The following is a 19,244-nucleotide window of genomic DNA, read 5'->3' as shown; positions in this document are numbered from 1 at the left end:
AAGGAGCGAACCTTTTGGGCAGTGAAGGATTTTATCAGGAATTCGAGGTTTTTAGCAAACGATCGGATACCTCTCCTCTACAATATCAATTTTCGCTGCTGGCACCGAACAGTGAGATTGCGTTGATTATGGCACAGGAAAATTTTATGAGGAGAGAACCGGTAGCCGATATTTGGGTCGTCAAGCGTTCTGATATCCGTAAAATGAATATGGAGGAAAAGCAAACATTGCAAAGGCTTGATAATAAGGAATATCGGAATACAAAAGGGTATGGCTATTTAAAGAAAAAATGGCGGCAATACGAACAGGGAATGCTCGATGAGAAAGAAATTCTGTCATGGGGAGAGGAGAAGAAAAGTGAAAATGGTTGATGGGAAGCCAATGGAACAAGCATATCAATCTGCGTTACTTTCACTCCTGTACCAGCTGGCTGATGATGATTTCATCCTTGCTTACCGGGGCTCAGAATGGCTTGGCCTTGCTCCACATATTGAGGAGGATGTTGCATTCTCTTCGATTAGCCAGGATACGATGGGGCATGCCGCGATGTTTTATCAGCTACTTAGCGACCTTGGTGAAGGCGATGTGGATCATCTTGCTCATGCCCGTTCAGCAAAAGAGCGGAAGAATGCTATTTTACTAGAAATGGTGAACGGACCTGGTCATTATTTATCCAAGCCGCGCTATGATTGGGCATTTGCTGTTGTCAGAAATTATTTCTATGTCCAAGCGAAAAAGGTTCGTATGGAATCTTTGAAAAACTCTTCCTATGAGCCGCTGGCAAACGCAGCGCTGAAAGTGAATATGGAGCTCTATTATCATCTTTTGCATTGGAAAACATGGTTTGTGCAATTAATGCAGGCTGGGGATGAGGCAAGAAAAAAGATGGAGGATGCAATTAAACGAGTAAGTGCTGATTTTGATGGTGTGGTGTCACTCGGACCTTTGAGTAAAGATATAGCTACATTCAAATTAATTGAATCCGAGGACATTCTGAAGGAGAAATGGAAGCTATTTATGCAGCCAGTTTTCGATTCTGTAAATCTGGAAATGCCGGACCAGTTTGGCATTCAAAGCGGGGATGGACGAAAAGGAGAGCATTCAAAGGATTTGGATGATGCATTGATAATCCTTAGCGAAGTGTATCAAGTTGATCCCGCAGCAAGCTGGTAGGAAAAGGAGGAGGTAGCGCACAGTAAAAAATGCAAAGGATTGATGCAGGATGCTTCAAGAAAAAGTAAACATTGTAATGGAAGCGCTTCAGCATGTAAAGGATCCAGAAATTGATTCGATTTCCATCATTGATTTAGGTATGGTTGAAAAAGTGGAAGTGAATGGAGACGCTGTTTCAATTGAGCTTTTACCTACTTTTATGGGATGTCCTGCACTGGATATTATCCGTCAAAATGTAGTCGAAGCAATTGCTGAATTGAAATGTTTCAAAGAAATACATGTCCAATTTATTTATTACCCTCCTTGGACTTCTGATCGAGTTTCTGATGAAGGAAGACTGCGATTAAAGGAGTTTGGTATTGCTCCACCACCAAAACAAATGACTGAAACGGGCGAATGGCATGTAGACTGCCCATATTGTGGATCTACTTATACGACGATAGAAAATATCTTTGGTCCGACTTCGTGCCGAAGCATTCTATATTGTAAATCTTGTAAAAATCCCTTTGAGGCGATGAAACCTGTCTCAACGATGATGTAGGAAATGCTCGATATCATTAATATAGTACAAGATAAAACGAAAAAACTGCTAGATAAAAGGCTGGAAACGCTAGATAAATTGAATAAGGATAAACTAGAAATACAAGATAAATCCAAATAAATTCGAGAGGAAGTTGTCCATATGGTAAAACTAATCGCTCTTTACAAGCATCCTGAAAATAAAGAGGCTTTTGACAAGCATTATTTTGAAACTCACGGTCCGTTGACAGCAAAAATCCCGGGTCTTCGAAAAATGGAGGTTACTAGAATAGTAGGCAGTCCAATGGGGGGAGAAGGTAAATACTATTTAATGTGCGAAATGTTTTATGACAGTCTTGAAGCGTTACAAACAGCGATGAGAACGGATGAAGGGAAAGCATCTGGAAAAGATGCAATGAAATTTGCGGGAGATCTCATCACGCTAATGATTGGTGAGGAAGTGAATGAATAATCACTATGAATGTATTGAAGCTTCCATAAACGGAAAGCTCGGTCTCATCAATTTGAATCGTCCAAAAGTGTTAAATGCCATCAATCGTCAGATGGTGTCTGACATTCTTTCCGTAATGGAAGACTTCGAAGAGAATGATCAAGTTCGTGTCATCGTATTAAGCGGAAATGGAAGAGCATTTGCGGCTGGAGCAGATATTGATGAAATGGCTGCAGATAATGCAATCGATTTTGAGCTTCGCAATCAATTCAAGGATTGGGACCGTCTTGCGAGGATCAAGAAACCGATAATCGGTGGTGTACAAGGGTTTGCTCTTGGAGGCGGCTTTGAACTAGCCCTATGCTGTGATCTGCTTTTAGCTGCTGATGATGCTGAATTTGGTTTCCCTGAGGTGAATCTAGGCGTTATGCCAGGTGCGGGAGGAACTCAACGGTTAACAAAGCTCGCCGGAAAAACAAAAGCAATGGAATGGCTATTTACCGGAAAAAGAATTAGTGCTAGTGAAGCACTCCAATTTGGCTTGATCAATCGCCTTGTTTCAAAAGAAGTCCTCATGGAAGAAACGCTGAAGTTTGCAGCAGAAATTGCAAATCAGGCTCCATTATCCATCCGGCTAATAAAGGAATCCGTTCTTAAAGCAGTGGATGTATCCTTAGAAGAAGGGATGCACTTTGAACGTAAAAATTTCTATCTATTATTCTCGACAGAGGACCAAAAAGAAGGAATGAGAGCTTTCCAAGAGAAAAGAAGGCCAAATTTTAAAGGAAAATAGAGGGGGTGTACATATAAGCGATGTTTGAATCGGTAAAATATGAGGTTAATAATCAAGTTGCCTGGATTACGTTAAACAGACCTGAGAAATTGAATGCTTTCACAGAGCAATTGAATAAAGATTTACAACATGCAGTGAAACAAGCAAACAGAGATACAGCGATTCGCTGTTTAGTGATTACTGGGGAAGGGCGGGCATTCTGCTCTGGTGAGGATCTTGGCGGGATTATGGATGACATGGATCACGGAGAAGTTTTGAGAAGCAGATACAATCCGATGGTGATGGAGCTTCACAAATGTGAAAAGCCGATAATTGCTGCTGTAAATGGAGTGGCTGCTGGTGCAGGCATGAGTCTAGCCTTGGCATGCGATTTCCGTCTCTTATCAGAAAAAGCCAGTTTTATCGAGGCGTTTATCCATGTTGGTCTCGTACCTGATGCAGGGAATCTTTATTATTTGCCGAAGTTAATCGGACACGCAAAAGCATTAGAATTAGCCGTTTTAGGTGAAAAAATCTCTGCACAAACGGCACAAGAATTAGGGCTTGCAACAAGAGTTATTCCGCTTGATCGATGGACAGAAGAGATAACATCATTTGCAGAAAAGCTGGCAGCAATGCCGACAACAGCCATTGGATTGATTAAGAAAAATTTAAAGTCTAGCTGGGGTTATTCCCTTGAAGAAAGCCTGGAAAAGGATGCACAGGCTCAGCGGATCGCTGGACTAACAACGGATCATAAAGAAGGTGTGCAAGCTTTTATCGAAAAAAGAAAGCCTGTATTTACTGGTAAATAATTTGCACGAAACGAGCACAATGGGATCTAGTGCTCGTCTCTTTATTTTGAATCATGATAGGGGTGAATTCATTGAAAAATATTGTTGTTATTGGTTCGGGTGTCATGGGAAGAGAAATTGCCTATGTGAGTGCGGTAGGTGGTTTTCTAACGACATTAATCGATATTAATGAAAATCAGCTGAATCATGCAGAAAAAGAGATCAATGCCATTTTTGAAAAAGGTATTATTCGAAAGAAGATTACGAATGAAACAATGGAGGAATCTAAAGGGAGGCTTAACTACTCAATTAGCCTATCACAAAATGTAAGAGAAGCGGATTTAGTTATTGAAGCAGTTCCGGAGGTAATGGAAATTAAAAAAAATATTTTTGAGGTCATTGACCAGCATGCAGGAGCCCATTGTATTTTTGCAACGAACACCTCAACGATGAGCCCAACGGAAATAGGCTCCTTCACAAAAAGATCTGATAAGGTCATTGCTATGCATTTTTTTAACCCTGTGCATAAAATGCCGCTTGTAGAAATTATTAAGGGATTGGAGACGAGTGAGGAAACCGTATCCTCCATTAAGCGAGCTGCAGAACAAATGGGAAAAGAAACAGTCGTGATTAATGAATTTCCTGGCTTTGTCACAAGTCGGATTAGTGCGCTAGTTGGAAATGAAGCTTTCTATATGCTCCAGGAAGGCGTCGGTACACCAGAGGAGATTGATAAAGCAATCAAGCTTGGGCTGAATTATCCAATGGGACCCTTTGAGCTAGGGGATCTTGTTGGTCTTGATACAAGATTAAATAATTTAAACTATCTCCATTCAAAGCTAGGGGAAAAATATCGTCCGGCTCCTCTTCTTGAGCAATATGTTAAAGCTGGCAGGCTTGGCCGGAAATCTGGCAGGGGGGTTTATGATTATCGGAGCAAGGAGGATTGAAGATGGCAGAAGAGGTTGTCTTTGTTGATGCAGTGAGGACACCTATTGGACGATATAATGGTGCTTTAAAAAGTATTCGTCCTGATGACTTAGGTGCTATTGTTATTAAAGCCTTACTTGAAAGGAACCCAGAAATCAATCCACTTGAAATTGAAGAAGTGATTTTTGGAAATGCCAATCAAGCAGGTGAGGATAACCGCAATGTTGCTCGCATGTCGGCTCTCCTGGCTGGACTTCCAGTAGAAGTAGGTGGTTCGACTGTGAATCGGCTTTGCGGTTCAGGCTTAGATGCGGTTAATTACGCCGCAAGGGCCATTCTAGCTGGAGAAGGGGACGTATTTATTGCAGGAGGTACCGAGAGCATGACTCGTGCTCCGTTTGTGATGGGAAAACCTCAAATGGGGTATCCAAGAGGAAACATGGAGTTATATGACACGACGATTGGCTGGCGTTTTACAAATGAAAGCTTGCGTGCGATGTATGGGGCAGAGAGCATGCCGGAAACAGCTGAAAATGTGGCAAAAGAATATGGAATTTCGCGTGAGGAACAGGATCTGTTTGCTGTAGAGAGCCAGCGACGTGCAAAAGCGGCTATGGAAAATGGAGCTATAATAGAGGAAATGGTTCGCGTAATATATACAGATCGAAAGGGGAATGAATGCTTAATCGATAAGGATGAACATCCTCGTCCAGAAACTACATTAGAAAAACTGTCACAGCTTAAGCCAATTTTTCCGAATGGGACGATTACAGCAGGGAATTCCTCTGGTGTGAATGATGGGGCATCCGCTTTATTATTGATGTCTTCCAAAAAGGCTGATCATCTTGGTTTAAAGCCATTAGCAAAATATATTGTTTCTGCAGCAGCTGGTGTTCATCCGTCTGTCATGGGAATAGGCCCTGTTGATTCAACTAGAAAGGCATTAAAACGTGCCGGGCTCAGCATAAATGATATCGATTTAATTGAACTAAATGAAGCATTTGCCGCACAATCAATCGCGTGTATGAAGCTACTTCAATTAAATCCCGATAAAGTAAATGTCAATGGCGGGGCCATTGCATTTGGGCATCCGTTAGGAGCAAGTGGATCGAGAATTTTGACAACCTTATTATTTGAAATGAAAAGAAGAAATGCGAGATATGGACTTGCCACGATGTGTGTAGGTGTAGGACAAGGAATATCGACAATTGTAGAAAGTGTATAGCATGCTTACTTGTATGGGGATATATTTCTTTATCGCAGATTAACGGGCAGTATGACCCTTTACGAAAAGGCAGTCGAGGAAACGAAGAAGCGGAAGTGGGGATTAACTGCCCGTAAATGCCCGATTGGTTCAACTAACCAACAGTGGGGGAAGAAAGAAAACCCCTACTGATGGTACTTTCACTTTATATATCGTTATTTCGGAAAAATATTTTTGGAAAATAAAGAAATCATTTAGTAGAATAGGGGTATAACGTATTTTTTCCGAACAAGTTTGAAATGAAATGAGGATGAATGCAGGTTGAATACAAGATCAATGATTTTTACTTTATATGGAGATTATATTTCCCATTATGGAAGCAAAATCTGGGTAGGAAGCTTAATCAGACTGTTAAGTGAATTTGGTCATAATGATCAGTCTGTCAGAGCAGCTATTTCAAGAATGAATAAGCAGGGGTGGGTCCAGTCTGAGAAGATTGGCAATAAAAGCTATTATTCATTGACAGATCGTGGACAAAGAAGAATCGATGAGGCAGGAAAACGGATATTTAAATTAATGCCTGAAAAATGGGATGGCTTTTGGAGAATATTCATGTACAACATTCCAGAAGAAATCAGGAATGTAAGAGATGAGCTGAGAAAAGAGCTTGTTTGGAGCGGGTTCGGCACACTTTCCAACAGCTGCTGGATTTCCGCAAATGACTTAGAAAAACAAGTGTTTGATCTAATCGAAAAATATGAAATTGGTGACTATGTCGACTTTTTTATTTCACAATATACCGGCCCGCATGAAAACATCCGCTTAGTCGAAAAAAGCTGGAATTTAGAAGAAATCAATGCGAAATATCAGGACTTCATTTCTGAATATAGCCAAAAATACATTATCGATAAAAATAAAATTCAAAAAGGCAATAAAACGGATGCGGAATGCTTTGTTGAACGAACAAAGCTTGTACACGAATACCGTAAATTCCTTTTTGTTGATCCGGGTCTTCCAGAAGAACTGCTTCCGGAGAAATGGCTAGGCAACCATGCTGCATCTTTATTTAGCGATTATTACAAAGAATTGGCAGAACCAGCCTCTCGCTTTTTCGAAAGTGTTTTTCAAGAAGGAAATGAACTGAAGAATAAAGATCAGGAGTATAATGTCCTAACCCACCCCTACATTGTTGAATAAAACAGTTGCCAGGCATCGCTTGTTAAAAAAATGACTAAGAGAGTATGACGAGGTGGATCAATTTTAAGGGGGCATTGAGATGAATTCTTTAACAAACCTATTAAAAATCAAGTATCCCATCATTCAAGGGGGAATGGGGAATATTAGCAACGCAATTTTAACTTCAGCTGTGTCAGAAGCTGGTGGACTAGGTACAATTGGTGCAGGAACGATGACACCAGCTGAAGTGGAAGAAATCATAAATGAAACAATGAGAAGAACAGATAAGCCATTTGCTCTCAATGTAGCTCTTACAGTTTCTCCATATGTTCGTGAAATTCTTTCCCTCGTAAAAAAATATAATATTCCCGTTGTATCTCTTTCTGCTGGAAATCCCGCCCCATTTATTCCAAAATTGCATGAACACGGAGCAAAGGTAATAACTGTCTGTGCTTCTGTTAGGCAAGCGAAAAAAGCTGAAGCTGCTGGAACGGATGTAATTGTTGCTGAAGGATATGAGGCAGCGGGAATTAATTCAGCACTTGAAACGACGACACTTGTATTAATCCCACAGATCGTTGAAGCGGTTACTATTCCTGTGGCTGCAGCAGGCGGAATAGGAGATGGGAAAGGCGTTGCCTCTATGCTTGCTCTAGGTGCAAGTGGAGTTCAGATGGGGACGAGATTCATAGCTACGAAGGAAGCCCCCTTTCATCATAAGTATAAACAAAAGATAATCGATGCTTCTGATCATAGTACGTTAATAGTAGGGCGATCTGTCGGAAGAATCCGGCGAGTTTTAGCGACGGATTATGCCTGGAAACTATTAAAGTTTGAAGAAAACGGAATTTCTTTAGATGATTTTAATAGACTAACCTCCGAAGAATTCCACCGAACGGGTGCACTTGAAGGAAAGGAAGAAGAAGGTTTTATGAACGGAGGGCAAGTTGCCGGATTAATCACAGATATTCCTTCTGTCCAAGAACTGATGGGAACAATAATCAATGATGCTAAGAAGCAGCTTGAACAAGCATTTCTACTATTTAAATAGGCATCGATTGAAAGCATACAGATTACTTTTCTGTATGCTTTTCTTCTTGCTATCATATAATAAATTGTATTAATCTAAAAATATAAAATTTTTAGAATATTATTGACCTTTCCTTCTTGAAGGTGTTAATATAACGTTATAAATACGTTATTCATAGTATTTATCATATAAATTTCAAAGCAACATACCTCATTCAACAAGAATACACCTACATAAGGAGTTCACACTATCATCATTTGGTAGTGTTCTATTTTAAATAATATTAGGGGGGTTACTAGAGTGAAAAAGTCTTTAAAGGCATTTTCTTTAGTATTGGCAGCAGGATTGCTCGTATTAAGCGGCTGTGGGAAAGAGGCTGCAAACGAGGCGGCGAAAGAACCGGCAGCAAAACAAGAAGAAAACAAAACATATAAAGTAGGAATTACTCAATTTGTTGAGCATCCTTCTTTAGATGCAGCAACAGAAGGATTTAAAAAAGCAATGGAAGAATCCGGATTTAAAGAAGGAGACAATGTTGAGTATGACTTCCAAAATGCTCAAGCAGATATGAATAACACTCAAACGATTGCAAATAACTTTGCTGGAGACAAGGTAGACCTTATTTTTGCAAATGCAACTCCTAGTGCGGTCAGTGCTTTAAATGCAACAAAGAATATTCCGATTGTATTTACGTCCGTTACCGATCCAATTGGGGCAGGGCTTGTGGAGGCACTTGATAAGCCTGGGGATAATATCACTGGGACAACAGATAACCATCCAGATGGAACTGAGAAAACGATTAATTTTATTGTTGAGGAAGCAGGAGCAAAGACAATTGGCATTATTTATAATGCTGGTGAGCAAAACTCCGAAGTACAAGTAGCTCAAGTAAAGGAACTTGCAGCTAAATTCGGTGCTACAGTTGAAGAAGCATCGATCTCAACGTCAGCAGAGGTAAAACAAGGGGCGGAGTCACTAGTTGGCCGTGTAGATGCCATTTATGTTCCGACAGACAACACAGTAGTTTCTGCTTTAGAGTCAGTTATTGCCGTAGCAAATAATGAGAAAATCCCGCTGTTTGTTGGCGAACTTGATTCTATGGCACGTGGAGCCATTGCAGCGAGCGGATTTGACTACTTTGATCTTGGTTATCAAACGGGGAAAATGGCAGCTGATATTTTAAAAGGAAATAAAAAGCCATCAGAAATTCCTGTTGAGCTGCCGAGCAGTCTAACATTAATGATAAATAAAAAAGCTGCTGAAGCACAGGGGCTAGAAGTGAAACAGGAGTGGGAAAAAATTGCTGAATTTTATGAAGGCGAATAATAAAGGGTGTGATTCTTAATGCCTACTGCGGTCTTTGGTGCATTTGAATCTGGTATTATCTATGCCATCATGGCACTAGGTGTGTATTTATCATTTCGTGTGCTTGATTTTCCCGATTTAACGGTCGACGGCAGTTTTGTTACTGGAGCTGCTGTTTCTGCGACAATGATTGTCAGCGGTGTGAATCCATTTATTGCAACATTAGTCGCATTAGTTGCTGGCTTCATTGCTGGCTGTATTACGGGAGTTCTTCATACGTTTGGCAAAATAAATGCGCTTCTTTCAGGGATTTTAATGATGATTGCCTTGTATTCAATTAATCTAAGGATAATGGGGAAATCAAATGTTCCCTTATTGAATACTGACACGGCAATAACGAGCATGAGTGATGTTTCTAATAAAATCGGAATGGATTCTTTCTTTAATGGCATATTTTCTGCTATTGGCCTTGGTGAGAGTTTGCCGAGGACATGGGGAATATTAATTTTTATGATTGTAGTCACTTTTGCCATTAAGTTTCTGACAGATAAGTTTTTACAAACAGAGATTGGGCTCGCAATCAGGGCAACAGGGGACAATAAAAGAATGATTCGAAGCTTTTCGGCCAATACGAATGTAACGGTTATTCTTGGTCTTGGCCTTTCTAATGCAATGGTTGCCTTTTCCGGCTCCCTTATTGCTCAGCAGGGAGGATTTGCCGATGTCGGAATGGGAATAGGGATGATCATCATTGGTCTGGCTTCAGTCATTATTGGGGAAGCGCTTTTCGGTACAAAAACGATTGCAAGGACGACGTTAGCAGTAATCGGAGGGGCAATCATTTACCGGATTGTTGTCACATTAGCTCTAAGAGTGGACTTTCTTGAGCCTGGAGATATGAAACTCATCACGGCTATGATAGTTATTTTGGCGCTTATTATGCCAAAATTCATAGATGCCTCAAAGGAGAAAAAACGAAAAGCGAGAAGAAAAGCAGAACATATGATAGTAAGCCAAATCCCTACAGATAGAAAGGGGGATGCTGATGCTGGAATTAAAACAGATTCATAAAGTGTTTAATGAGGGGACACCAGATGAGAAAATTGCCTTGGACCGGATCAATTTAACGCTGAATGCAGGTGATTTTGTTACAGTCATTGGCAGTAATGGTGCTGGAAAATCGACATTAATGAATATGATTTCTGGCGTAATGACTCCTGATGTTGGAACCGTTTCGATTGATGGTCAGAACGTAACCTCTATATCTGAATATAAACGAGCTAAACTCATTGGCCGTGTGTTTCAAGACCCGATGGCAGGCACAGCTCCTAGTATGACAATTGAAGAGAATCTAGCGATGGCTTATTCAAGAAATAAGTCGCGCAGTTTAAGAAAAGGAGTAACGAAGAAGCGGAAGGAGTATTTTCAAGAGGTACTTTCAACCCTTCATCTAGGTTTAGAAAATCGATTGACTGCAAAGGTTGGTTTATTATCAGGGGGAGAGAGACAGGCACTTTCATTGCTTATGGCAACTTTTACTGAGCCCTCCATTCTCTTATTGGATGAGCATACAGCTGCCCTTGATCCGTCTCGTGCAGAGCTAATCACAAATTTAACGAAGGAAATAGTTGAAAAATTCAATTTAACAACTTTGATGGTTACGCATAATATGCAGCAGGCTTTGGATCTTGGCAATCGATTAATTATGATGGATAATGGACAAATCATCCTTGAAGTGGATGAAGGTCAAAAAGGTAATTTGACGATCGAACAGCTATTATACGAGTTTCAGAGAATTAGAGGCGCAAAAATGGCAAATGATCGCGCGCTCTTATCTTAAAATTCAAAGGGATTAATTAGGCACTTTTAGCTAGTTAATCCTTTTTATTATGGACTTTACATATCAAAAAAGAAAGAATTTTTAAACTTTTTACAATTTATTGACTATTTATTATACGAAATGATATTATATCGTTAATAATACGTCATACATATATAGTGATACTCCTTTAATGGCTATAAAAATAATGCAGGTTGATTTTGGCTAGGGGGAATGAATGTGAAACAACGATTGAAGATTGGAGATACTGCAACTGTGAAGGTAATTGTTACGCCAGATATGTTTGCACAGTTTGAAGGGAAAATTGTTCATCGTGTCTTTTCAACTGTTTCAATGGTCTATCATATGGAGTGGGCATCAAGAAAAATCATTCTCCCATTTTTAGAGGAACATGAGGAAGGAATGGGCGGAGCTGTAACTGTGAAGCATCTTGCTCCATCGACTGAAGGATCACAATTAATCATTACTGCCACTGTTTCTGCTTTAGAAGAGAATACCGTAATGACAAAGGTTTCTGTTAAACAAGGAGAAAGACTTGTTGGGACGGGAGAAGTGAAGCAAGTTATTCTTCCAAAAGGGAAGATTGACAGTTTACTTGCTAAAGTAGACGGAAGCTGATTATTTGGCAACGACTTTATCATTTTTAAATGTGTAAGCGTTATCAAAAATTTGGGAGGAGCAAATGAAATGAATATGTTTTCGAAAATAAAAGGTCATGAACAAGTTGTTTTTTGTAATGATGAATCAACTGGTTTAAAAGCAATTATAGCGATTCATAGTACAAGACTCGGTCCAGCACTTGGAGGATGCAGAATGCTTCCTTATGCAAGCGAAGATGAAGCAATAGAGGATGTTCTTCGCCTGTCAAAAGGAATGACCTATAAATGTGCGGCGGCAGATGTTGATTTCGGCGGTGGGAAGGCTGTTATCATTGGAGATCCAAGGAAGGATAAAACACCTGAACTATTCCGAGCCTTTGGGCAATTTGTGGAATCATTGAATGGACGGTTTTACACAGGTACAGATATGGGTACTTCCCCAGAAGATTTTGTGCATGCATTAAGGGAAACAAACTGTATAGTCGGTGTTGACGAAGTGTATGGGGGAAGCGGGGATTCATCGATTCCGACTGCTCAAGGTGTTATTTATGGACTGCAGGCAACGTCAAAAGCGTTGACTGGTTCAGATGATTTAGCTGGGAAAAGCTATTCTATTCAAGGGCTCGGCAAGGTTGGATTTAAAGTAGCAGAGAGGCTGCTGGAAGAAGGAGCAGACCTTTATGTGACAGATATAAACCAGCAGGCAATTGATAAGCTGCTATCAAAAGCGAAAACATTAGGAGCTGGTGTAAAAGTAGTAAATAAAGAAGAAATATATCAGTCGAATGCAGAAATATTTATTCCATGTGCAATGGGCGGAATTATTAATAGTGAAACGATTGAACAATTAAGGGTGAAGGCGGTAGTTGGCTCAGCAAACAATCAGCTTTTGGAGCTTCACCATGGGCAATCCTTGAAAGAAAAGGGGATTTTATACGCACCTGATTATATTGTAAACGCAGGAGGTCTTATTCAAGTAGCTGATGAGCTTTATACTCCAAACAAGGAAAGGGTTCTTCAAAAAACAAAAGCCATTTATAATTCACTCCTTAATATTTATGAATACGCGGAAAGCAAGGGAATAACAACAATCGAAGCAGCCAATCAATTTTGTGAAAATCGAATAGAGGCCCGATCACGCAGAAATAGCTTCTTTTCTCATATGAAGCGACCGAAATGGGCAGTAAGAACGTAATTTTTTCTAATAAAAACAATATTACAACAATAGTAAACTGTTAATCTCTAAAATGAAAAAGAGAAGGGTGAGAAAATGGATAATCAGTTTCCGATCCAGCAAATCATGGATCCAAACGGAATAATTGTTTCACCTGAATATAAAGAAAAAATCACTGCAGATCTCGCTAAAAGCTTCTACAGGCAACTCGTTAGAATCCGGATGTTTGACCGAAAGGCAATTAGTTTACAGCGACAAGGGAGAATTGGCACATACGCACCTTTTGAAGGCCAGGAGGCTTCTCAAGTAGGGAGTGCCCTTGCATTGCAATCATCCGATTGGATGTTTCCAACTTATCGGGAACATGGAGCTGCTTTTGTATTCGGCCATTCGCTGCGAAATATTCTTCTTTTTTGGAACGGCAGAAACGAGGGCTGCATCCCACCAGCTGGAAAAAAGATATTTCCGCCAGGCATTCCAATTGCGACACAAATTCCTCATGCGGCTGGGGCTGCTTTAGCGGAAAAGATGAAAGGTACAAAAAATGCCGCAATTGCTTACTTTGGAGATGGGGCAACATCTGAGGGAGATTTTCATGAGGGAATCAATTTTGCCAGTGTATGTAAAGCACCTGTTGTCTTTTTCAATCAAAATAATCAATATGCTATCTCAGTTCCGATTGAAAAGCAGATGAACTCAAAGACGATTGCTCAAAAAGCAATAGCCTATGATATTCCTGGAATTAGAATCGATGGAAATGATGTTTTTACTGTTTATTTTGAAACATTAAAAGCTTTGGAACGTGCAAGATGCGGCAAGGGACCTACATTGATTGAAGCAGTTACATGGCGGTATGGTGCCCATACGACAGCTGATGATCCAGCCAAATATCGGGACCAAGCAGCAAGCAAGAGCCGCAGAATGGAAACAGATCCGATCTTGCGCCTGGAAAGATGGCTGAAAAATGAAGGGCTTTATGATGAGGCTTGGGTACGTGATATCGAAGCAGATGCAGCAGAGGAAATAGAAGAAGCAATTACTGAAATGGAAGCGTTTCCTCCTGCTGATCCAGCAGATATATTTAATCATGTTTTTGCTGAGCCGACTTGGCAGATACGTGAGCAAAAAGAGGAGTATCTCAGATTGGTTGGGGGTGTCAGTACTTGAGTACAGCAGTTAGAACGAAGACGATGACGCTGATTCAAGCTATTAACGATGGACTCGATACAATGCTTGCCGATCGGAAAGAAGTGGTATTGATGGGGGAGGACATCGGAAAAAATGGCGGCGTTTTTCGAGCAACAGATGGGCTGCAGGGAAAATATGGAGAAAATCGGGTAATGGATACGCCATTAAGTGAGGCAGGCTTTGTCGGAGCAGGTATTGGCATGGCAGTTAATGGTTTCCTGCCAGTAATTGAAATACAATTTTTAGGTTTTATTTATCCTGCTTATGAACAAATCATGACACATGCCACAAGATTAAGAATGCGCACGATGGGGCATTACACTGTTCCGATGGTGATTCGTGCCCCATACGGAGCAGGGGTGAGAGCACCGGAGATTCATTGTGACAGCACCGAAGCTATTTTCACGCATATGCCAGGCATAAAAGTGGTTTGCCCCTCAAACCCTTACGATGCAAAGGGATTGCTCATTGCGGCGATAGAAGACCCTGATCCAATTTTATATTTAGAGCCCATGCGCTCTTATCGATCAACTAGAGAGGAAGTGCCAGAAGGAAAATATATGATTGAAATTGGCAAAGGGAAAAAAATGATTGAAGGTGATGACGTCACGGTTATATCATGGGGAGCCATGATGCCAATCGCATTAAAGGCAGCTGAAGAGATGAAGATAGAGGGAATCCAATGTGAGGTCATTGATTTGCGGACACTCTTCCCAATAGATAAGGATATCATTGCCGAATCCGTCCAAAAAACGGGCAGGACCGTAATTGTTCATGAGGCCCACGCGACCGGTGGAATTGGAAATGATGTGTTAGCCATCATAAATGATACATCATTTTTATACCAGAAAGCACCGGCCGAGCGGGTGACAGGTTTTGATGCCCCAGTTCCTTATTTTGGCTTTGAGGATCATTATTTGCCGAATGAAACGAGAATTAAGCATGCCATTAGAAAAGTGATGATGTTTTAGAGGAGGGAAGGAATGGAAGTAAAACTTCATGACATTGGTGAAGGGATGACGGAGGCGGAGATTAATTGTTTTCTAGTGAAGCCTGGAGATATCGTTCAAGCAGATGATCCGCTTCTTGAAGTGCAAACAGATAAAATGACTGCTGAAATCCCTTCCCCAAGAGCGGGGATTATACGAGAATTTAAAGTGGAACCAGGACAAACGGTGCCTGTTGGAACGACACTACTACTAATGAATGATATTGATGGAGAAGTAAACAAAGATAATCAAAAGAAACCCAGTCAATCTACCCTTGAGGAAAAAGTTCCGTTTGCATTTACTGGTAAAAAGGTTTCATCTAAACGAATTTTAGCTTCCCCTTATACAAGAAAAATTGCACGTGAAAATGGCATCAATATTGAAAAGGTGGAAGGATCAGGTCCTAGTGGACGAATTACCGATGAAGATATTTATCATTTTATTACTGCTCTTCAGGAAACAGCAATTGCTCCCGAAATAAATCCAACTGTGGCCCCAACTAAAACCTCCTATGAGAAAAACACGATCCCATTTAGGGGCAGACGAAAGCAAATCGCCAAAAATATGGTCCAGTCCATGTACACGATCCCACATTGTACCCATTTTGAAGAGGTAGATGTGACCAGCCTTCTTCAATTTTGCAGTGAGCTTAAGAAAAGTAGCCAAAATATATCAATCACTGCTTTTTTCTTAAAAGCACTATCCATTTGCTTAAAGGAGTACCCAATATTTAATGCCGTACTAGATGAAGAAAATGAAGTGATCCAGCTTCTGCATGAGCATCATATTGGCGTAGCGGTTGATATGGAAGAAGGATTAATGGTTCCTGTAATACAAAATGTGGAAAAGAAATCAATCCGTGCCATTCAATTAGAAATGAAACAGCTCAAAGAAAAGGCTTTGGAAAATAAATTAGCAATAAAGGATATTTCAGGCGGGACTTTTACAATTAGCAATGTCGGTCCACTAGGAGGAAGCTTTGGCGCTACACCGATAATACAGCATCCAGAGGTTGCATTAGTTTCCTTTCATAAAACAAAAAAAATGCCAGTTGTTACAGATGAGGATCAAATTGTCATCCGCTCTATCATGAATCTGTCGATGTCTTTTGATCATAGAGTGGCAGACGGGGCAACTGCAGTTCGATTCACAAACCGTTTTGCCGCACTAATTCAAGAGCCAAAAATGCTTTTGCTGGAGATGGTGTAAATGGTTGTCGGCGAACTTGCTCATGAACGAGATCTTATCATAATCGGAGGGGGGCCAGGCGGCTATCATGCGGCCATTCGGGCGGCCCAGCTTGGCCAATCTGTAACACTTATTGAAAGAGAAGAATTCGGCGGTGTATGTTTGAATAAAGGCTGTATTCCTACTAAGGTTTTTACAAAGGGAGCTAATAAGTTAGCATCTATTAGAAAAGCTGGCCAATTTGGAATAGAAAGTGATTCAATCCACTTTAATCTTCATACACTTCAAACACATAAAGAAAAAACCATTCACCAGCTGCGTAAAGGCATTGCAGCTTTATGTAAAGCGAATAAAGTGGAACTTCTAAGCGGATCTGCTTTCTTTCTTGCAGAAGACCGGATTGGAGTAGAGAATGGCGATCAATATGCAGTGTATCGATTTAAACACGCAATTATTGCAACAGGCAGTTCTCCCTTTATACCTGCAGGAATAGAAATTGATCATAAACGGATTGTAGATTCATGGTCAATGACAAAGATTGAAACGATTCCAGAAACACTTTTCGTGTATGGACATGATTATATTGCATTAGAGATGGCAATGGCTTTTAGCATTTTTGGCTCTCATGTTACCCTGATAATTGAGAAGAATGACTTTCCCTTTGACCAAGCAATCAATCGAGAGATAAAGCGAGTGTTCAAGAAGAACGGGATTAAAATAATCAGAAATGCTGCGATTTCTTCAGCGGTTGCTAACGAGAGTAGTGTATCTATCAATCTAGAAAAAGAAATACACACTTGCACTCATCTATTTGTTTCCACAGGACAAAAACCAAACATCGATAACTTAGGGATTAACCGGATTGGCATTGAAATGACAGCAAGCGGGTTTATTCAAGTAAATAAACAATGTCTCACTTCAATCCCATCTATATTTGCGATTGGAGATGTGACAGAGGGTCCTGCATTAGCTGTTAGAGCTATTCGGCAAGGAAAAGCAGCTGCAGAAGCCATAGCAGGTATCTCCTCTGAGGTAGATTTTAGCTTCTTGCCAACAGTCGCTCATACTTTGCCCCCGATTGCGAGTGTGGGACTAACGGAACAGGAGGCGTGCGAGCAAGGATATCAGGTCAATGTTGGTCAATTTCCACTATCATCGAGCGGGATTGCTGCAATTAGTGGAGAAAGAGATGGATTCATTAAAGTAATAATAGACAAAGAGAGTCAGCTTTTTCTTGGTATGCATATGATGGGATATGGAGCTGTAGAGCTGATTACAAGCGGAGTTTTTTCCTTGGAAATGGCAGCTCGTGATGAAGACTGGCTGTTTCCAACATATCCGCATCCAAGTATAAATGAGGGGATGCTAGAAGCAGTTGAATCGATAAAAAAACAGGCTATTCATATTCCACCTGCAATAAGAAATGAAATATATAAAGTTTAATATAACGAAAATTTCACTTTAACACAGATAAGCATCATAGCTTTAACTTAAACTCTTGAGAACGTTTACACACTTCATATATTATTAATTTAGTTCAGAATATTATTAATTTTAAAAATAGGAGGAATGGAAATGCAAGAAAAAACAGTGGCTAAACAACAAAAGGTAGAGGAATTCTTTCCTGTAAAAGAGGTGGATTATTTAGAAATATACTCTGGGAATGCTAGACAGTCTTGTCATTTTTATTGCTCAGCTTTTGGATTTAAGCCTGTCGCTTACTCAGGTCTTGAAACAGGGAATAGAGAGACAGTCTCATATGTCCTTCAACAAAGGAAAATACGTTTAGTAATTACGGGTTCGTTAAATGAAAGCAGTAGAATAGCTTCGTTTGTGAAGAAGCATGGTGATGGGGTAAAGGATATTGCGCTAACAGTTGATAATGTAGAAAAAGCTTATCAAGAAGCGGTTTCAAGAGGGGCCATTGAAATCTTGCCGCCATTTGAATTAAAAGATGAGAATGGAACAATTAAGAAGGCAGTCATCGGTACATATGGTGACACGATTCATACATTAGTTGAGAGAAATGACTATCAAGGTGTTTTTATGCCTGGCTATGAACCACTAGAAATGAATGTTCCATTCGAAGATGCAGGTTTTATCGGCATTGACCATGTTGTTGGCAATGTGGAAAGAATGGAAGAATGGGTCAATTATTATGCGAATGTAATGGGCTTTAAAGAAATGAAACACTTCACAGACAAAGATATTACCACTGAATATTCTGCACTTATGTCAAAGGTTATGCATAATGGCGGCAGAATAAAGTTCCCGATTAATGAACCAGCCGAAGGGAAGCGGAAATCTCAAATCGAGGAATACTTAGAATATTATAATGGCCCTGGAGTTCAGCATCTAGCGATTCTTACTGAAGATATTGTAAAAACAGTTAGTATCCTTCGAAAAAATGGCGTTGAATTTTTAAGCACTCCATCTACGTATTATGATGCTTTAGCAGAGCGTGTAGGAAAAATAGATGAGGAAATAGACAAAATTAAAGAGTTAAGCATTTTAGTAGACCGGGATGATGAAGGCTATTTGCTGCAAATCTTCACGAAGCCAATCGTTGACCGCCCAACATTATTTATTGAAATCATTCAGCGTAAAGGAGCAAGAGGCTTTGGCGAAGGGAATTTCAAAGCGTTGTTTGAGTCTATCGAGCGGGAACAAGAAAGAAGAGGAAATTTATAAATATAGTAGACTCCCTTTATTAAAAAGGGAGTTTTGCAAATAAAATGAGAGTTTCGCAAAAATAAAGCGTGCTTTCCAAATAAAATGGGAGTTTCGCAAAAATAAAGCGTTTCTTGCAAATAAAATGGAGGTTTTGCAAAAATAAAGGCGTAATTGCAAATAAACTAAAAAACTTGCAAAAAATAACGAAGTTTTTCAAATAAAATGGATTTTGTCTAAAT

Annotated in this window: 20 protein-coding genes; all 20 read left to right on the top strand. The window is 40.1% G+C overall.

Annotated features, from left to right (window positions below):
- Nucleotides 1-14 precede the first annotated feature (14 nt).
- The 20 genes from paaB to hppD all read left to right on the top strand — a co-directional run bounded on the left by paaB (nucleotide 15) and on the right by hppD (nucleotide 19,023).
- On the top strand, nucleotides 15-371 hold the full coding sequence (paaB, locus tag FI644_RS23445) for a 1,2-phenylacetyl-CoA epoxidase subunit PaaB (RefSeq protein WP_053475873.1): 357 nt from the start codon (nucleotides 15-17) through the stop codon (nucleotides 369-371).
- Entirely contained in the window at nucleotides 364-1,173 is an 810-nt protein-coding gene (gene paaC / locus FI644_RS23440; RefSeq protein ID WP_053477515.1) for a 1,2-phenylacetyl-CoA epoxidase subunit PaaC, read from the top strand. The genes paaB and paaC overlap by 8 nt, the downstream gene beginning before the upstream one ends.
- A gap of 49 nt (nucleotides 1,174-1,222) precedes the next feature.
- The gene (gene paaD / locus FI644_RS23435; protein WP_056684474.1) at nucleotides 1,223-1,714 is read left to right on the top strand and encodes a 1,2-phenylacetyl-CoA epoxidase subunit PaaD; all 492 of its coding nucleotides are present in this window, start codon (nucleotides 1,223-1,225) and stop codon (nucleotides 1,712-1,714) included.
- 141 nt (nucleotides 1,715-1,855) lie between these two features.
- Nucleotides 1,856-2,164: an EthD family reductase gene (locus FI644_RS23430; RefSeq protein ID WP_053475875.1), complete on the top strand. Its 309-nt coding sequence runs from the start codon at nucleotides 1,856-1,858 to the stop codon at nucleotides 2,162-2,164.
- Nucleotides 2,157-2,936, top strand: coding sequence for an enoyl-CoA hydratase-related protein (locus FI644_RS23425; RefSeq protein ID WP_142108877.1), 780 nt, complete (start codon nucleotides 2,157-2,159; stop codon nucleotides 2,934-2,936). Before FI644_RS23430 ends, FI644_RS23425 begins: the two co-directional genes overlap by 8 nt.
- A gap of 20 nt (nucleotides 2,937-2,956) precedes the next feature.
- Nucleotides 2,957-3,730, top strand: coding sequence for an enoyl-CoA hydratase-related protein (locus FI644_RS23420; RefSeq protein ID WP_142108876.1), 774 nt, complete (start codon nucleotides 2,957-2,959; stop codon nucleotides 3,728-3,730).
- A 53-nt stretch (nucleotides 3,731-3,783) separates the two neighbouring features.
- On the top strand, nucleotides 3,784-4,659 hold the full coding sequence (locus FI644_RS23415) for a 3-hydroxyacyl-CoA dehydrogenase (RefSeq protein ID WP_142108875.1): 876 nt from the start codon (nucleotides 3,784-3,786) through the stop codon (nucleotides 4,657-4,659).
- Nucleotides 4,660-4,661: 2 nt separating this feature from the next.
- Entirely contained in the window at nucleotides 4,662-5,864 is a 1,203-nt protein-coding gene (locus FI644_RS23410) for an acetyl-CoA C-acyltransferase (RefSeq protein WP_142108874.1), read from the top strand.
- Between the two features lie 300 nt (nucleotides 5,865-6,164).
- Nucleotides 6,165-7,040 carry a phenylacetic acid degradation operon negative regulatory protein PaaX gene (paaX, locus tag FI644_RS23405; protein WP_142108873.1) on the top strand — a complete coding sequence of 292 codons (876 nt, stop codon included), beginning with the start codon at nucleotides 6,165-6,167 and terminating at the stop codon, nucleotides 7,038-7,040.
- Between the two features lie 79 nt (nucleotides 7,041-7,119).
- Entirely contained in the window at nucleotides 7,120-8,070 is a 951-nt protein-coding gene (locus FI644_RS23400) for an NAD(P)H-dependent flavin oxidoreductase (RefSeq protein ID WP_142108872.1), read from the top strand.
- A 279-nt stretch (nucleotides 8,071-8,349) separates the two neighbouring features.
- Nucleotides 8,350-9,375 (top strand): ABC transporter substrate-binding protein, encoded by a 1,026-nt coding sequence (locus FI644_RS23395; protein WP_053475881.1) that lies wholly within the window; start codon nucleotides 8,350-8,352, stop codon nucleotides 9,373-9,375.
- 18 nt (nucleotides 9,376-9,393) lie between these two features.
- On the top strand, nucleotides 9,394-10,425 hold the full coding sequence (locus FI644_RS23390; protein WP_053475882.1) for an ABC transporter permease: 1,032 nt from the start codon (nucleotides 9,394-9,396) through the stop codon (nucleotides 10,423-10,425).
- A complete protein-coding gene (locus FI644_RS23385; protein ID WP_053475883.1) occupies nucleotides 10,400-11,194 on the top strand; it encodes an ABC transporter ATP-binding protein in 795 nt (264 codons plus the stop codon). Before FI644_RS23390 ends, FI644_RS23385 begins: the two co-directional genes overlap by 26 nt.
- A gap of 219 nt (nucleotides 11,195-11,413) precedes the next feature.
- Entirely contained in the window at nucleotides 11,414-11,812 is a 399-nt protein-coding gene (locus FI644_RS23380) for a thioesterase family protein (RefSeq protein WP_053475884.1), read from the top strand.
- Between the two features lie 69 nt (nucleotides 11,813-11,881).
- Nucleotides 11,882-12,988 carry a Leu/Phe/Val dehydrogenase gene (locus FI644_RS23375; RefSeq protein ID WP_142108871.1) on the top strand — a complete coding sequence of 369 codons (1,107 nt, stop codon included), beginning with the start codon at nucleotides 11,882-11,884 and terminating at the stop codon, nucleotides 12,986-12,988.
- A 75-nt stretch (nucleotides 12,989-13,063) separates the two neighbouring features.
- Nucleotides 13,064-14,134: a pyruvate dehydrogenase (acetyl-transferring) E1 component subunit alpha gene (pdhA, locus tag FI644_RS23370; protein WP_053475886.1), complete on the top strand. Its 1,071-nt coding sequence runs from the start codon at nucleotides 13,064-13,066 to the stop codon at nucleotides 14,132-14,134.
- The gene (locus tag FI644_RS23365; RefSeq protein WP_053475887.1) at nucleotides 14,131-15,126 is read left to right on the top strand and encodes an alpha-ketoacid dehydrogenase subunit beta; all 996 of its coding nucleotides are present in this window, start codon (nucleotides 14,131-14,133) and stop codon (nucleotides 15,124-15,126) included. The genes pdhA and FI644_RS23365 overlap by 4 nt, the downstream gene beginning before the upstream one ends.
- A gap of 12 nt (nucleotides 15,127-15,138) precedes the next feature.
- Nucleotides 15,139-16,353: a dihydrolipoamide acetyltransferase family protein gene (locus FI644_RS23360; protein WP_053475888.1), complete on the top strand. Its 1,215-nt coding sequence runs from the start codon at nucleotides 15,139-15,141 to the stop codon at nucleotides 16,351-16,353.
- The gene (gene lpdA / locus FI644_RS23355) at nucleotides 16,354-17,775 is read left to right on the top strand and encodes a dihydrolipoyl dehydrogenase (protein WP_053475889.1); all 1,422 of its coding nucleotides are present in this window, start codon (nucleotides 16,354-16,356) and stop codon (nucleotides 17,773-17,775) included.
- A 132-nt stretch (nucleotides 17,776-17,907) separates the two neighbouring features.
- On the top strand, nucleotides 17,908-19,023 hold the full coding sequence (gene hppD / locus FI644_RS23350; RefSeq protein ID WP_053475890.1) for a 4-hydroxyphenylpyruvate dioxygenase: 1,116 nt from the start codon (nucleotides 17,908-17,910) through the stop codon (nucleotides 19,021-19,023).
- The last annotated feature ends 221 nt before the right edge of the window (nucleotides 19,024-19,244 follow it).

It is taken from the genome of Cytobacillus solani (genome assembly GCF_006704205.1).
Taxonomy (GTDB): domain Bacteria; phylum Bacillota; class Bacilli; order Bacillales; family Cytobacillaceae; genus Cytobacillus; species Cytobacillus solani.
The sequence above is the reverse complement of the archived record's forward strand: the minus strand, read 5'-3'. Positions and strand labels throughout refer to the sequence as shown.

Excerpts from the sequence above, each read along its gene's own strand:
- paaC (WP_053477515.1), top strand. The coding sequence starts at position 364 with ATGGTTGATGGGAAGCCAATGGAACAAGCATATCAATCTGCGTTACTT.
- paaD (WP_056684474.1), top strand. The coding sequence starts at position 1,223 with ATGCTTCAAGAAAAAGTAAACATTGTAATGGAAGCGCTTCAGCATGTA.
- FI644_RS23430 (WP_053475875.1), top strand. The coding sequence starts at position 1,856 with ATGGTAAAACTAATCGCTCTTTACAAGCATCCTGAAAATAAAGAGGCT.
- FI644_RS23425 (WP_142108877.1), top strand. The coding sequence starts at position 2,157 with ATGAATAATCACTATGAATGTATTGAAGCTTCCATAAACGGAAAGCTC.
- FI644_RS23420 (WP_142108876.1), top strand. The coding sequence starts at position 2,957 with ATGTTTGAATCGGTAAAATATGAGGTTAATAATCAAGTTGCCTGGATT.
- FI644_RS23415 (WP_142108875.1), top strand. The coding sequence starts at position 3,784 with ATGATAGGGGTGAATTCATTGAAAAATATTGTTGTTATTGGTTCGGGT.
- FI644_RS23410 (WP_142108874.1), top strand. The coding sequence starts at position 4,662 with ATGGCAGAAGAGGTTGTCTTTGTTGATGCAGTGAGGACACCTATTGGA.
- FI644_RS23400 (WP_142108872.1), top strand. The coding sequence starts at position 7,120 with ATGAATTCTTTAACAAACCTATTAAAAATCAAGTATCCCATCATTCAA.
- FI644_RS23390 (WP_053475882.1), top strand. The coding sequence starts at position 9,394 with ATGCCTACTGCGGTCTTTGGTGCATTTGAATCTGGTATTATCTATGCC.
- FI644_RS23385 (WP_053475883.1), top strand. The coding sequence starts at position 10,400 with ATGCTGGAATTAAAACAGATTCATAAAGTGTTTAATGAGGGGACACCA.
- FI644_RS23375 (WP_142108871.1), top strand. The coding sequence starts at position 11,882 with ATGAATATGTTTTCGAAAATAAAAGGTCATGAACAAGTTGTTTTTTGT.
- pdhA (WP_053475886.1), top strand. The coding sequence starts at position 13,064 with ATGGATAATCAGTTTCCGATCCAGCAAATCATGGATCCAAACGGAATA.
- FI644_RS23360 (WP_053475888.1), top strand. The coding sequence starts at position 15,139 with ATGGAAGTAAAACTTCATGACATTGGTGAAGGGATGACGGAGGCGGAG.
- lpdA (WP_053475889.1), top strand. The coding sequence starts at position 16,354 with ATGGTTGTCGGCGAACTTGCTCATGAACGAGATCTTATCATAATCGGA.
- hppD (WP_053475890.1), top strand. The coding sequence starts at position 17,908 with ATGCAAGAAAAAACAGTGGCTAAACAACAAAAGGTAGAGGAATTCTTT.